Here is a 12,346-nt window from a genome sequence, read left to right as displayed (position 1 = left end):
TCCTAGAATGCATAAGGCCCGCGTGGTGGCGGGCCTTTGGGGAGGTGAAAATGGCGAATCCGGGAATTCAAGCCCGCGTGGACTACGTTCGGGAAGTCGGCGAAGGAGCCGCCGCATGCATGATCGCAAAGGTCGACCTAATAATCACCCGCGATGAACGTGACCCTCGCGGTGATAACTTGAGCATCCACGTGCAATTGCCTCCTGATTCTGGAAGTATGAACTTCGAAAATCTGCAAGCTCTTGCCGTAGCCGAAGCAATTCAGCTTCTAACCGATTCAGTCGGTCTGCCTGTTCAAAAGACTCCATAGTCTCACCCCATCTTCGCGAACGCCTTGGCAACTTCGTCCTGAGACACGCCAGCCGAAGTCTCTTCGCCTTGCGCCTCGTTGTGCGCCTCGATGCAATCAAAGAACTCAACAAGAGTGGAGCGCCAGAAATCCGGCAACCTCCACCCTATTTTGTGAGCCGTCTGCATCCACTCTCGCAATTGCCGGTCGGTAGTTAGTTCTTCGCCGTCGCGGCCTTTGGCTCCTCGACGGCGGCTTCGTTTCCCTCGACGTCCAGATGCGCGGCGATTGCCTGATTAAAGGCGACCGAACATGCGGCGAAGTGCTTCAACTGGATCTTCTTGATCGCAGCGGCCCAGTCGCCCTTGATCGTCAGGAACTCGATGGCAGCCAGCGTGGCCGCAACCTCAACGCCGGCCAGCCGCTGCCAAAGGTCAGAGAGGGATTTGCAGCCAAGGGCGGACGACATGGCGGAGAGTCCGCCCATCGTTGCTGCGACGACCAGCTCGACATCGTCGATCTTGAGCGCGACTTCGCCGCGTGCGCCGTTTACAGGTTCAGCCATCCGTTATGCCTCGGCCGTAAAGGTAAGTTCACCAGCCGGGACGAAGGTGGCGCTGAACTCCATGTTCGGCTCCATTTCGCCAGTGAAGGAAAACGAAGTGACGAACCAGGATCCCTGAAACACGCCGAGACCGGGCACGCTGACCTTGGCATTGAATGCCGTGGTGTTGATCACGTGCGTCATGAACGCTTTCATGATCGTGCTGGACACGAACGCGCCGGACCCCTGAAAGGTGCGGCTTGCAATGCCGGGGCGCGAAGTCTTCTGGACTTCATCGCCCGGATTGGTGCACGACGGAGTGGTCGTGTCGATTTCGTTTGCCGAAAGATCGAAGCTGCTGGACTTGACGCCACACAGATTCGTGAAGACTTCGGGCTCTGCGCCGTTGCCCAGTTGAATAAGCAGAAGTCTGCCAAGCTGTTGTCCGTCTGCCATGTGATAGGTTCCTTCATGTGAAAAAACCGGCACATGGCCGGTCGTGGTGGTGTGGTGTTTGGTGGTGGGTCGCCCGCTAGACCGGCTTGTCGAAGTTCGCGATGAACTCGATAACCGCATGCGAGCTGATCCCGTCCGCATCGCGGAACGTCCGCGTCTGCCTGTGCATGATGGAGATGAAACGGTGGGTAGGCATGGCCAGCGTCTTCATATGAAGCGCCTCGACGACCGCATCGGCAATCGCGCGAACGGCCGGATAACCGACCTTGCGCGACCAGCCGTGGAGCGTCAGGTAAACCTGCCCGCCCTCCAGGCACGCCGCGTCATCACGAAGCATTTGCGCCTCTCCGATCGTGACATACCCTTCTTTCGGTGCAGCCCAGCATGTGGCTGGTGGCTGGTCGTAAACGCCGTTGACGAGCGGCGTAAGAGTCGCGTCCGCCTTCAGCCGGGACACAATCGCGCCCTGCAATTCAAGTTCGGGCGATGCCATTGAGTTTCCTTGCCGTTATTTTTTTGCTTCGCGCACGGCCTTGTTGATCGCAGCGGCAATCAGCTTCTTCGCTTTCGGCTTGAACGCGCGCCATGCCGGAAAGATGTGAGGCTGCGCCGTTGTGCCGGGGTGCATGCCCTTCGGATTCGCTGCGGCCGCCTTTTTGCCTGCGACCGTGCCGCCGCCTTTTGCGGTACTGTGCGGGGCGGTCCCGAACTCCAGAAAGCGCCAAATAAATTCGGCGTAAAGTCCGGTCGCGTCGGGATCCTTGCTGGCCTTGATGCCAACCATTTCTTGCGCCGGGCGATTCCGAAGGAAGTCAGCCTCGAAACTGTGCATGTATTCGAGCGTGGCGCCCGTCGGGGCTTTACCCTCCATGCTTTCGGCGAATTCCGTCATGGCCTTGATTTTGGCGTCGGCCGCATATTTCTCAGCATTCGGCGCCAACTGAGCCAGCCGTTTAGTCAGAGCTTCACGGCCCAAGACCTTAGCCTTCAGCGCCATGCCGTCCTCCCTTTAGGAAGCCTTCCCCTGCGTCACCATGATGTCCAGATAGGCGTTCTTCTGGTCGGTATTCACGGGAGGCGCGGTGATCGCGTAAACAACGCCGGAGCGAGCGTCCACAATCTGCCAATCCGGCCCTACAGCGCGAGTTTGGGTGGAACTGTGTACGCGGACGATGAAAGGCTGGATGCCCGTCAGGCGGGCCGCTGTGACCTGCTCTCCACCCCTAAGAGGGATGAACTCGGCTGCGTCGGTGAAGATTGTCTGGAAGTCTTCAACGGTATTGCCGTATTCATCTTCTTTTTCAGTGCGACGCTGGAAATGGACCTTCTGGCGCATCGCGCCGGCGCCGTTACGCTTCGCCATCCGCCCTCGCTTCCCGCTTCTTGCCGGGCGCCCGTATCGCAACGCCCTTGGCCAGCGCCTCGTCAGCGCAGGCGCGGGTGACGTTATGCTCGCCGCCCGCTTTGTAATCAATGGAGAAGCCCGGCTGACGCCACGAATGATCAGCGGTAAACCGGACCCACATTACAGAGCGACGCCGCTATACTGAAAGTCGAGGGCCAGCACCGAGGCCGAAGTGGCCAAGCCGATCAGACCGACATACTCGCCGGAGCCGACGTCTGCGACGGGGCAAATTCCGCCCGGGGTATCCGAAAGGTAATATGCAACCCCTGGAGTGAGCGCGGCGCCGATGGTGATCGAGCCGCCCTTCTGGACGCTAACCGGCTGATTAAGCGATGCGCCGTTCAGCGCGATCGCCTTTGCGGACCGCGCTTCTGCGGTTGCCGCGTTGCTATCGGCGAGCATCCATTTGGCCGTGGATGCCGAATAATAGATGGCTTTACCGGCCGTCAGGGTTTCTCCGGCAGTGCCGATGTCTCTCACTGCGTCTGTCCCGGCAACGACACTCGCCGCGGTAATTACGAGATCCGTCATGGTGTTCTCCTGCGCTCTTAGCGCCTGTAATTGCATAAAAGCGCATCGAACGCCGTCCAGCCTGGCGCTGCGGCATTCTCGCGCTGCTCATAGGCGTCGGCGATCCAAAGCAGCATCGCGTGCTTGATGGAGGCGGGAAGAGCCGCATAGCCGGAAACGGTCGTGACCGTGATGCGCGAGCCCATCTGGACCGCGGGCCATTGCTGGCCGTACTTGCGCACGATTGCCGTCTCGAGATCGTCGTTGCGGAGTTCGTAGACCGTATCGGCCAGCGTTTGTTCAGCGCCCGCTGCGTCCACATAGACAATCGACGTGATCGACGTCACAGGGGCGATCGGCATCCTTGCGAAGTCGCAGAATCCGTCGCATTTCACCTCGACCGTCTGCGCGCCAAGGAGGATAGTGCAGTATTTCTCGACATGGTCTCGCGCCGCGGCGATGAAGCCGTAAAAAAGCGCATCGTCGTCGCTGTGGAAGACATTCGACTGCCGTTTAACTTCCGTAGCCGATAGCGGCTCAGTCGCCGCCGTTGTCACTTTCGTCGGATACCACATCGCTCTTGCCCCTCTTTGCGCGGCGCTCGGGCGCCTGCTGCGCAATAGCGCGTTCCGTCTTCACCTCCGCGACCGGCACGGCATATTCCGCCTCGATCAGCCGGATAGCCTCGGCATCGGGGAATTCGCGCTCATCGCCAGGCGACAGGGAGTATTCATTGCCGGCCAAGCCGACGAGCATCTTGATTCTCATGATTTCTCCTGAAAAGGAGGCGGGCCGAAGCCCGCCGTCCCAGTGCGGTCGGATTACGAGGCAGCCGTGATCAGGTGCTTGATGGCTGCGGTGTCGCCGAGTTCGCCGTCGAAGCGGATCAAGCCGGCAATGCCGAGATCCGGCCAGAAGCGCTCACGAAGCACGCCGATGACCGGCGAACCGACCTTGCGGACGAAGTACTTCGAGAAGTCGCCGAACAGCATGACCTTCTTGGCGGCGGCCAGCGCGTCCATGTCATCGTTGATGCTGTAGCGATAGCCGAGCAGCGTGCCGGGTTGGGCGGTGGTAACGTCGCCCATGGCCCAGAGAAAATTGCCCTGCCCGTCTTTCAACTTGCGGATGGCGGCCAGCGTCGTGTCCGCGAACATGAACCTCGTCTTCGGAGAGCGGCGGTAAGCCGAGTTGACCGAATGCAGTAGGTCGATGATCTCATCTGCGGTGATGGCAGCGGTGGCCGTCGCGGTCTTGCCGAGCGAAGAAGCGGTGACAACGCCATTCGGGTCGCCAGTACCATCGCCGATGGTCAGTTCTTTGTTGGCAATCCGCGCCAAACGCTCTCCGAGCAGTCCGCCTAGCAGCGACTCCATGTTGAAGATGCTGTCGGTCGCGAGCTCCATGGAGAACCGGACAAACTCGGTGTCGTAGACATACGCGTCAAGCGACTTCTGGCCGAAGGTTGCATCCTTGCCGCCGTCATCCGTGAGCGCAGCAGCTTCGGTGTGCTTTTCGGCAACCACAGCGGTGTCGTCGACGGTCGGAAGCTTGATCGGGTTGCCCGACGCCGTGTTCAGTACCGTGCAGATCTCGTCGTCGTAGAGTGGGCCCCAGTCCTTCATCGTCTGAATGATGACGGCGGCCAGTTCGGTCGGCACTGTAAAGCCGCCGGCAGTAGTGGTGCCTGCGGTCTGGGCGCGGAATTCCTTGGTCGACTGTACGCCAGCCTTCAGAACCGCGCGCTCTTCCGTGGATAGCTCGCCGAGGTCGGCGCCCCCCGCTAGGTATTTGTGGAAGACCTGCCGATAGGAGATCTGGTCCCCTTCGTCTTGACCACGGGCTTCGGCGTCCCCGCCGGGGCGCTTCTTGGCGCGCTCTTCGGCCTGACGGTCTTCAAAGCGTTTTTCTATGTCGGCAAGCTTCTGCTCGCGCTCCATCAGCTTTTCGACCTTGTCGAAGTCAGCCATGATGGCGTCATGGCGGGCGTCGAGTTCCGCCGAACGGGCTTCGTCGGTGTTGGTGGTGATTTCGTTCAGGGCTTCGCGCGCCTGCGTCACAAGACGGCCGCGCTTTTCCTGCAGGTCTTTCAAGGACATGTGTATACCTCAATAAAAAGCCCGCCTAAAGCGAGCCGTATGGTTCATGGGTGATTGCTGGCAGGACTGGTCGCCCTTGCCCTCCGGCAGCGCCGGGTGACTACGAGGCGTCCTGCCGGATGCCCCGGATTTTTTGCTCTGTGGCGGCGCGCCGCTCTGAGATGCGCCTGGCAGCAGACTCGCAATTGATGCGTCGTCCGGTTTCGGCACGTGCGAACTCCAAGGATCGCAGTGCCAAGGTCGTGTCGGGGTAGGCGGGAATTGGAGTGGCCGTCACTTCGTAAAGTTCCGCCTCGATGACGGTCCTCTTCGGCATCTCGCCGCTTTCGTCCCATTCCTGCTTTGTGGCCCGAAACGAAAAGCTCATGCCGGACACGTCGCCGCGCTCGACGAGCTTCCACAGGTCGTTTCCGTCGGTGGTGTCGGGCACATCGATCTCGACCTTCAGTCCGTGGTCGTCCTGCGCCAGCCGGAGCGTTCCGGACTTCGTGCGCCCGACGACGCGGCCCGAGTCATGATTGACCAGAGCCAGGATGTCGTTGCGAAGCGCCTTGGTGAAAGCGTTCTTCGCGATCCGCTCGACAAAGTAGTCGCCGATCGTGGTGTCGCTATCCCAGACGACCGCATAACCTGTCAGGGTTCGCTTCTCGCCTTCGGCGCGGACTTCAACGCCGAAGTTCCCGCTGCGCTTTTCAATGTCTTTCGTCATGCGGCGCTCGCCTCATCTGTATCATCGCCCGCAGGCTCATTGTCATTGGCTGGCTTCGCGCCAGCCTGATTGGCTCCGGCATCAACCGGCTGCGTCCCGAGTGGCACGGTTGCGCCCTGAATGTAGAGCACGTCGCCGTGAGGCAGCGCCGGCCTATTCTCAAGCGCGCGAGCTTCATCCGGCGTCATCTGCGCCGTCTGGATAGCCCTCGCCAAGCCTTCGATACGGCTCTTGAAATCTCCGCGAAGGATCCCATCGAGCGCATGTTCAACCCAGCGACCGCTGGCATTGCGACCGAAGAACTTCAGGTTGATTTCGTCCTCGAGCGCCTTGGCCCACTGGCCGATAAGGTGCTTCACAAGGTGCAAATCCTGCTGCTCTACGTTCGAAAACGTCGCGCGCGACAAATCCTGCAGAAACACGGGCGGCAACTGCCAGGCGCGTGCGATTTCCTCAACTTGGAAGCGGCGAGCCTCGACCATCTGCCCCTTGGCAGGGTCAATGCCGACCGGAGTTAACTTGTAACCGGCCGGAATCGGGAAGACTGGCTCGTTGGCGTTCTTCGCCGCGTCAACCGACCGCTTGATATCGGCCTGCGCGCGGGCGATGGCCTCCTTGCCAGCCGGAAGCGGTCCTTCCAAAGCAAGCGGCGGAACACCACCACCAGCAAAGAAGTTCGAGCCGTAGTCGTTCATGGCGATCGCAAGCTGAATAGCCTTCGACGCCTTCATAATCGGGCCGTAGTGCTTCAAGCCGTCCGACTGCAACATGAACGGCACGTCGATCACGTCCGCGGCGGCATATTCTCTGCCGCCGTTTTCATAAACGACCTTGAAGCCAGTGCGCTTGATTGTGGTTTTGGACGGGTCCAGCATCCACAATGAATCAATGCCCTGCGGCGTGCGCTCGATGTAGGCAAGCCCGCGGCCGCCGGTAAAAACCTGCTGCCAGAACCATTGCCAGAACGCAAATGATCCCATCGCCTCATTCGGCGATCTATTGACCACCGTCTCAAGCCTACCGCCAACGCGCTTTGCTCCGTCCTTCGTGTCTCGGTAGGCGTGCCGCGGGAGCGCAGCAAGCGTGCGCGACATGAATGCCACCGCAGCGAGTACAGCCGGAACCGTCAGAGCATTGTCGATCGTAACCGCTGGCAGATTGGCCGACTGCACCCCAAAAAACGCAAGGAAGTTTTCCGAGCTTACGGGCACAGTCGCGTTTTCTACCGTTGCCCGCGTTTCGACGGGCTTTTCCGCAGTTCGGCGGCCAAAATTGAAGAGTTTCATCTACGCCACCAAACTAAATTCAGGATCGTCCCAAGGGGACGTCACGTCGATTGCTGAGAAGTCGGAATCCGCAGAGCCGGCGGACATGGCGATCGTGACCATTCCATCGATACGACCGCGCGAACGCTTTTTGTCGAAAGCTCGGTTGCCTTGGCCATCCGCATCGAGCAACGCGTTACCCGCACACATGTAGGTCACTGGGCTATTGTCGATCGTTATTGTCTTGAGGAGGATGCGATCCTCCAGACGCTCGATTGACCGTGGCATGCAAAGGGCCTTGTCTTCAAACACCACGCGCTTGCCCTGCCCGTGTGCTACCAGCTTCAGCCCCGTGCCCTCCGGCTTCTCCGGCCCCTCGTAGCGCCAGACCGGGAACCCGATCTGCTCACAGGCCGCAATGAAGTCAGCAATACCGGCGGGATCAAATGCTAGGAATTCGACGTCGTGTTCTTGGCAAATCTGCTGGATTTGCGCGGCAACGAAGGTCTTATCGATAACCGCGCCTGTCACCGCCGCTAGGCCTGTCCGCGGGTCCTCCGACCATTCGACATACTTCGCGTTGTCGGCAAGGGCTCGTTCTTTCAAACCCTCAGCGGTGGTCCAGTACCAGGTCTTTACGAAGATGTGCCCATCTTCAGCCTTCCAAGCTGCAGACAGCGCCGTAAGGTCGTTTTTGTCCGAAAGGTCGAGAGAAAGCCAACATTTCCGGCCTTTTTGAGCCACCGGAACTACTGGCTTCTGAACGGCCGACCACGCCTCCTCCGCTATCCAGAAATCGGCAGCGCCGATCGGAATGCCGAAGTATAGCCTCTTCACTGAGAATGCGGTCGATAGCAGCACTCGGGCAGTATTAACTTCGCCCCGGATGTTCTCGATGGGAAATGTCACGTTCAAGGCCGGCAAAGCCTTCGGCCAGCACGCCTCGTTGTCGAAAACGTTCTCACGATCCGACTTGTCGACACGCGCGATAAAGGCAAATGCGCCGTCGTCATGAACTTCGCCGGTCGCAACCTTCTGGTAGAAATCGGAATAGTCGGTGCCAACAATTTGTGTGGCGGCGGGCGTATTCGTGCCGAGCAGCATCAATGCGTCGCCCGGCATCTTCGCGATGGCGCGCTTCCACGTCTCGATCGAAGAGTTGTCCTTAAACTCATGGATTTCGTCAGCTGCGACCATGATCGGCCGGGGTCCGCTAATCGCCGCCCCGTTGGCCAGCGACTGGAACTTGCTGCCAACTTCGGGGAACTCGATCTTCCAGGCGTTGTCGCCCTCACCGCGGATCAGGACATCGCCGCGCGAAACCAGCGTGTCCTCTTCGTCCTCTTCCCCTCCGGGAATAGGCGCGCGACACATGGCGACCGCATCCTTGAAAAGAACGTTCGCCGTAGCTCGGTCCTGGCCGATTGAATAGACCTCGGCGCGTTTCACGCCGTACCAACCACCCATATAAAGGCCGGTCGCGGCCATCCAGGGCGACTTTGCTTGCCCCTTACCAGTTTCCACCCACGCGGAGCGGAAACGCATTCGTCCACTGGCTAGGCGCCAACCAAACAGGCTGCCCGAGCAAAAGACTTGCCATGGAAGGAGATTAAACGGCTTGCCCTCAGCGGCACCAGCGGTGATCGACAAAACGGCGGGAGCGAATCCGATTGCTCGACCAGCTAGTTCAGGAGCCCAGTGCAGTCCGCGTGCGGGACCGTCTTTTAAGTCGCGGAGGTGTCGCTCGGCCGCTGCGTACTGATGCTCGCCGGCAATGATTTTCCCGGCTAGAACGTCGTTTGCGTAGGCTGTGGTTGGATCAGCTTGAAGTTTTGAGATAGGCGTCCGCGGCCCTTTGTTTCCTCTTGCCACTGGCCACCTTCGTCGTTTTTCCGCGGCTGATCGGATCCAGACCGAGCTTTGACTCCAGGTGCGAAATTCGTGCGTCGGCTTGCTGCATCGCTGACCAATTGGGGTTCCATTGTCCGATGGCAGCCTTCTTTGCTTTCAAGATCGTGCCGTGCTCAGCGACATGCCGTGCAGCCTTCCGGTATTGGACACGGAACTCGACGAGACGCGAGACGGTGTGAGCGGTTGCTTCTGCCAATGTGCCAGCCACATGGAGATCAGCCATAACAGCCCGCCATTGCTCTTCCGCCTCGGCAACATCGATAGCATCAGGATAGGCAGCGGCCCAATCGGGAGCACTTAGCGAAGCCGTTTCGGTCACCGACATCGATCATCCCCCCTCTTTGAAAATCTTCTCGGTGCGAACGGAGGGGGGGCGCAGGTACAGCAGCCCGACCGGCCCAGACCCTGAGCCACCCCCTACCCCCGATTCCACGGGTGGTCAGGCGCCAAAGGGCGGCCATCGATATCAGAGCCGATCACATAGCCTCGCGCCTCCTCGCGCCTGATGAGGCTGTCGTGGTGCTCAGCGCAAACGCTCTCGTGGTTCTCCGGGTCGATAAACAATGCCCAGTCGCCTTGATGTTTGATGCGGTGGTTCACCACCCTGGCCTCGGTGACGATCTCGTCACGCAAGCATCGCTCGCACAGCGGCTGGTGTGCCAACTGGACATGACGTGCGTCCTGCCAGGCTTTCAGGCCGTAGAGGTGGTGGTAGGCGGTGGCCTTGCGATTAGCAAGACTCTCCATCCCTTGAAAATTGGATATGTATCGGATACACACGTTGTGTAACTCTTTAAATTGTGGCTTTTTGGATGATACTTAATGAGCAACAACCACGTTGACCCGAGAAAACTGAAGGGCGAAATCGTAGAAAAACTGGACGATTTGGCTGACATTATCGCCCTGTGTAAAACTACGAATGGCGCCAACCTCTCGCCACTAGGTAAGGCCCTTGTTGAAGCCGCGGTGGCACGTGGGCTTACGCACGCCCAGATATCCAGAAAACTCAGCATCACTAGGGGCGCTGTAAGCACATATATGCGGAAGGTGGAAAGTGGAGAAGTTCAACCTGTATTGTCTTAGACTTCAGCTAAGCGGTCGAATTTGTTTCCGCTGGCAATCATCGCAAACGACGCGTTGATACTATATTTAGTGTTTGCGGTACTAATTGATGGCCATTACGAGTGCCATATAAGTCATATTTTCACGGAGAAAGCAGTGCCAGTATCGTTTATTCCAGTGCCTGGCATGGTCCTCATGTGCAATTTTGGACCCGTGCTGAGCGACATCGAAGAGCCTGGCGTGATGGCGGGGCCACTGTCAGTAGCGCCAGAGATGACCAAGAATAGGTTTGTAGTCGTAATGACGCCCGGCGTTAGCAGATACGGTACTTGTGTGGTCGTTCCGCTAAGCACGAAGGAACCCAAGCCAGCCCAAAAACACCATCACTGCATTTTAGCAGGAAGCTACCCGTTTTTAGGAGGCGATGTGCACTCTTGGGTCAAAGGTGACATGGTCACGACCGTGAGCTACGCGAGATTGGACCGGGTCCGGTTGGCCGGAAGGTTCATTTCGCCAAGCCTTTCGAATGCAGACTTCGATATTGTGAAAGGGTGTGTCAAACACGCATTGATGATATAAAGCAAAACCCCCGCGCAGTTTCCTGCCGGGGGTGCGGTAGTCTCAAGCCCAGCTAGTGGGAACGTCCTCAATATGCGATATAGATAACTGGAAGTCAACACGGAGTTGATTATAAGATATTATCTCCCTGATTATAAAGATAATATTTTGTCAATAAACACAGCGGAGGGAGGCAAGAGCCGCTGGGAGCGCTTGAGCACTCAACCAGCGGCACGATCGCCACGGCGGCGGAGGAGTACGCGCCATGGCAATGGGTTAAAGGGGCCGACCGGCATTGCCGCTAGTTTGATCGTCAGCGCGAATTCGGCGCCCCAATTAGTTAAAAGGCCGCACGATGGCGGCCTTTCTTGTGTCTTCATATAGATACGCAAGAACACGCCACGATCAGGCACACCTTCGTAGTCTTTTATTGTCGTTCGCTGCAGCCAGCGTTTTAGCGGCATCCAGAAGCGCAGCCTTCCCCGCCCTGTCTGCGTATCCATCCGAGTAGCCCAGCCGCACTCCAATCGACTTCAGCGAGCCGCGTGCGGCAACTTCTTCGACGACCTTCACGACATCGCCCTGAGGAATAAACGGCGCTTCCCATAGCTCCCCGCCGCTTGACGAGTTGCCGCTCGGACGTGATACACCGCCGAGGAAACCAGCCCCTTGTGCCACGGCCGTTTCGCATCGGGTTGCCCTCACCGGCAGCTTGTCGAATGGGACGGACCCGTCGACACCGAGAGAACGCAGCAATGCTCGAGCTTCTTCAACGCCAGCCTGCGGGTCGAGCATTGGCGGCAGCACCGATCGGTCGGACACATTTCGTGGCAGCGACGTCGTGCGCATCGGTGACGGTGTGCTGGGCTTAGTTGCCAGATAGCGCGATGGATCCCGATGCGATGATGTCCCGGCACCAGCTTGAGTCAGCCGATCAATCGGGCGGAGCTTTGCGCCCTTCTTTGTCTCGGCCCACTGAGTAAGACGACCATTCAAGAACTTGAGCGTTCCCAGAGTGGCGCGCTCGATGCCCCCGTCCTGCTTGATGATCAAGCCGGCTCCGACGTGCTTCTTTCCGTTTCGAACGTACACCCGAAAGGCATCAGTCGCCGCCCTCATCAGTGCGCCGATCGTGGGTCGAATCTGCTGATTGCTATCTTCCACCTCGATGGACCAGTTCGTTGCTGGCTTCGGTAGTGCTGCCGCCATGGCCGGTGCCAATTCCGGGTGATTGTCGAACAGCCATCGGAGTGCTGGCAGTGTGCCTCGGTATCGAGGCTGCGGAGTCTTGCGGGGTTGGTTGTCGTTGGCGGCATCGAAAATGCGCTCTGCGCTCATGGCATCCTTGAATGTCTTGAATTTCAACGGCGGGCTCCCTTACGAATGCGTTTCGATTTTTCGGCCGGCACATTGTCGTTGGCGGCTACAAGGCTGCCGGCATCGAAGACGTGGGTGCGCATCGCGGCCTGGTCGTTGAACCGCTCGAACGAAGCGCGTCCGTCGACGAGATGGAAATCGCGGGTCATAGACGGAGCTG

At 58.9% G+C, this 12,346-nt stretch carries 18 protein-coding genes; 2 read left to right on the top strand and 16 right to left on the bottom strand.

The genetic code is table 11. The features are described 5' to 3' along the window. Positions 1-50: 50 nt before the first annotated feature. The gene (locus ACST81_RS13520; protein ID WP_438748411.1) at positions 51-311 is read left to right on the top strand and encodes a hypothetical protein; all 261 of its coding nucleotides are present in this window, start codon (positions 51-53) and stop codon (positions 309-311) included. 193 nt (positions 312-504) lie between these two features. Here ACST81_RS13520 and ACST81_RS13515 read toward each other — a convergent pair whose 3' ends face one another. The 14 genes from ACST81_RS13515 to ACST81_RS13450 form a co-directional block, all read right to left on the bottom strand. After that, positions 505-855: a hypothetical protein gene (locus tag ACST81_RS13515; RefSeq protein ID WP_438748408.1), complete on the bottom strand. Its 351-nt coding sequence runs from the start codon at positions 853-855 to the stop codon at positions 505-507. Positions 856-858: 3 nt separating this feature from the next. Next, positions 859-1,290 carry a phage tail tube protein gene (locus tag ACST81_RS13510; protein WP_438748407.1) on the bottom strand — a complete coding sequence of 144 codons (432 nt, stop codon included), beginning with the start codon at positions 1,288-1,290 and terminating at the stop codon, positions 859-861. Between the two features lie 76 nt (positions 1,291-1,366). Beyond that, entirely contained in the window at positions 1,367-1,783 is a 417-nt protein-coding gene (locus ACST81_RS13505) for a DUF3168 domain-containing protein (RefSeq protein WP_438748406.1), read from the bottom strand. A 15-nt stretch (positions 1,784-1,798) separates the two neighbouring features. Then, entirely contained in the window at positions 1,799-2,287 is a 489-nt protein-coding gene (locus ACST81_RS13500) for an HK97 gp10 family phage protein (RefSeq protein WP_438748404.1), read from the bottom strand. A gap of 12 nt (positions 2,288-2,299) precedes the next feature. Further along, complete coding sequence (locus ACST81_RS13495; protein ID WP_438748402.1) at positions 2,300-2,653, bottom strand: head-tail adaptor protein; 354 nt, start codon at positions 2,651-2,653, stop codon at positions 2,300-2,302. 162 nt (positions 2,654-2,815) lie between these two features. Then, the gene (locus ACST81_RS13490; protein WP_438748400.1) at positions 2,816-3,226 is read right to left on the bottom strand and encodes a hypothetical protein; all 411 of its coding nucleotides are present in this window, start codon (positions 3,224-3,226) and stop codon (positions 2,816-2,818) included. A gap of 17 nt (positions 3,227-3,243) precedes the next feature. Then, a complete protein-coding gene (locus tag ACST81_RS13485; protein ID WP_438748399.1) occupies positions 3,244-3,780 on the bottom strand; it encodes a head-tail connector protein in 537 nt (178 codons plus the stop codon). Continuing rightward, positions 3,743-3,973: a hypothetical protein gene (locus tag ACST81_RS13480; RefSeq protein WP_438748397.1), complete on the bottom strand. Its 231-nt coding sequence runs from the start codon at positions 3,971-3,973 to the stop codon at positions 3,743-3,745. Before ACST81_RS13480 ends, ACST81_RS13485 begins: the two co-directional genes overlap by 38 nt. 53 nt (positions 3,974-4,026) lie before the next feature. Further along, positions 4,027-5,304 (bottom strand): phage major capsid protein, encoded by a 1,278-nt coding sequence (locus ACST81_RS13475; protein ID WP_438748396.1) that lies wholly within the window; start codon positions 5,302-5,304, stop codon positions 4,027-4,029. 100 nt (positions 5,305-5,404) lie between these two features. Then, positions 5,405-6,013 carry an HK97 family phage prohead protease gene (locus ACST81_RS13470; RefSeq protein ID WP_438748394.1) on the bottom strand — a complete coding sequence of 203 codons (609 nt, stop codon included), beginning with the start codon at positions 6,011-6,013 and terminating at the stop codon, positions 5,405-5,407. After that, positions 6,010-7,299: a phage portal protein gene (locus ACST81_RS13465; RefSeq protein WP_438748392.1), complete on the bottom strand. Its 1,290-nt coding sequence runs from the start codon at positions 7,297-7,299 to the stop codon at positions 6,010-6,012. Before ACST81_RS13465 ends, ACST81_RS13470 begins: the two co-directional genes overlap by 4 nt. Further along, entirely contained in the window at positions 7,300-9,150 is a 1,851-nt protein-coding gene (locus ACST81_RS13460) for a terminase large subunit (RefSeq protein ID WP_438748390.1), read from the bottom strand. Continuing rightward, positions 9,098-9,514 (bottom strand): P27 family phage terminase small subunit, encoded by a 417-nt coding sequence (locus ACST81_RS13455; protein ID WP_438748389.1) that lies wholly within the window; start codon positions 9,512-9,514, stop codon positions 9,098-9,100. The genes ACST81_RS13460 and ACST81_RS13455 overlap by 53 nt, the downstream gene beginning before the upstream one ends. Before the next feature lie 92 nt (positions 9,515-9,606). Further along, positions 9,607-9,936 (bottom strand): HNH endonuclease, encoded by a 330-nt coding sequence (locus ACST81_RS13450; protein ID WP_438748387.1) that lies wholly within the window; start codon positions 9,934-9,936, stop codon positions 9,607-9,609. A gap of 501 nt (positions 9,937-10,437) precedes the next feature. Between ACST81_RS13450 and ACST81_RS13445 the strand changes: the two genes are divergently transcribed. Further along, a complete protein-coding gene (locus ACST81_RS13445; RefSeq protein ID WP_438753551.1) occupies positions 10,438-10,830 on the top strand; it encodes a type II toxin-antitoxin system PemK/MazF family toxin in 393 nt (130 codons plus the stop codon). A gap of 384 nt (positions 10,831-11,214) precedes the next feature. On the opposite strand, the gene ACST81_RS13440 is transcribed toward ACST81_RS13445, so the two are convergent. Together ACST81_RS13440 and ACST81_RS13435 are read right to left on the bottom strand one after the other, a co-directional pair. Next, positions 11,215-12,174: a hypothetical protein gene (locus ACST81_RS13440; protein ID WP_438748385.1), complete on the bottom strand. Its 960-nt coding sequence runs from the start codon at positions 12,172-12,174 to the stop codon at positions 11,215-11,217. Next, positions 12,171-12,335 carry a hypothetical protein gene (locus ACST81_RS13435; protein WP_438748383.1) on the bottom strand — a complete coding sequence of 55 codons (165 nt, stop codon included), beginning with the start codon at positions 12,333-12,335 and terminating at the stop codon, positions 12,171-12,173. Before ACST81_RS13435 ends, ACST81_RS13440 begins: the two co-directional genes overlap by 4 nt. Between the last annotated feature and the right edge of the window lie 11 nt (positions 12,336-12,346).

It is taken from the genome of Pararhizobium sp. O133 (assembly GCF_051669845.1).
Classification (GTDB): Bacteria; Pseudomonadota; Alphaproteobacteria; order Rhizobiales; family Rhizobiaceae; genus Pararhizobium.
The sequence above is the reverse complement of the archived record's forward strand: the minus strand, read 5'-3'. Positions and strand labels throughout refer to the sequence as shown.

Coding starts and splice junctions, on each gene's coding strand:
- ACST81_RS13445 (WP_438753551.1), top strand. CDS start 10,438: ATGGTCCTCATGTGCAATTTTGGACCCGTGCTGAGCGACATCGAAGAG.
- ACST81_RS13490 (WP_438748400.1), bottom strand. CDS start 3,226: ATGACGGATCTCGTAATTACCGCGGCGAGTGTCGTTGCCGGGACAGAC.
- ACST81_RS13500 (WP_438748404.1), bottom strand. CDS start 2,287: ATGGCGCTGAAGGCTAAGGTCTTGGGCCGTGAAGCTCTGACTAAACGG.
- ACST81_RS13510 (WP_438748407.1), bottom strand. CDS start 1,290: ATGGCAGACGGACAACAGCTTGGCAGACTTCTGCTTATTCAACTGGGC.
- ACST81_RS13450 (WP_438748387.1), bottom strand. CDS start 9,936: ATGGAGAGTCTTGCTAATCGCAAGGCCACCGCCTACCACCACCTCTAC.
- ACST81_RS13455 (WP_438748389.1), bottom strand. CDS start 9,514: ATGTCGGTGACCGAAACGGCTTCGCTAAGTGCTCCCGATTGGGCCGCT.
- ACST81_RS13520 (WP_438748411.1), top strand. CDS start 51: ATGGCGAATCCGGGAATTCAAGCCCGCGTGGACTACGTTCGGGAAGTC.
- ACST81_RS13465 (WP_438748392.1), bottom strand. CDS start 7,299: ATGAAACTCTTCAATTTTGGCCGCCGAACTGCGGAAAAGCCCGTCGAA.
- ACST81_RS13485 (WP_438748399.1), bottom strand. CDS start 3,780: ATGTGGTATCCGACGAAAGTGACAACGGCGGCGACTGAGCCGCTATCG.
- ACST81_RS13495 (WP_438748402.1), bottom strand. CDS start 2,653: ATGGCGAAGCGTAACGGCGCCGGCGCGATGCGCCAGAAGGTCCATTTC.
- ACST81_RS13480 (WP_438748397.1), bottom strand. CDS start 3,973: ATGAGAATCAAGATGCTCGTCGGCTTGGCCGGCAATGAATACTCCCTG.
- ACST81_RS13505 (WP_438748406.1), bottom strand. CDS start 1,783: ATGGCATCGCCCGAACTTGAATTGCAGGGCGCGATTGTGTCCCGGCTG.
- ACST81_RS13475 (WP_438748396.1), bottom strand. CDS start 5,304: ATGTCCTTGAAAGACCTGCAGGAAAAGCGCGGCCGTCTTGTGACGCAG.
- ACST81_RS13470 (WP_438748394.1), bottom strand. CDS start 6,013: ATGACGAAAGACATTGAAAAGCGCAGCGGGAACTTCGGCGTTGAAGTC.
- ACST81_RS13435 (WP_438748383.1), bottom strand. CDS start 12,335: ATGACCCGCGATTTCCATCTCGTCGACGGACGCGCTTCGTTCGAGCGG.
- ACST81_RS13515 (WP_438748408.1), bottom strand. CDS start 855: ATGGCTGAACCTGTAAACGGCGCACGCGGCGAAGTCGCGCTCAAGATC.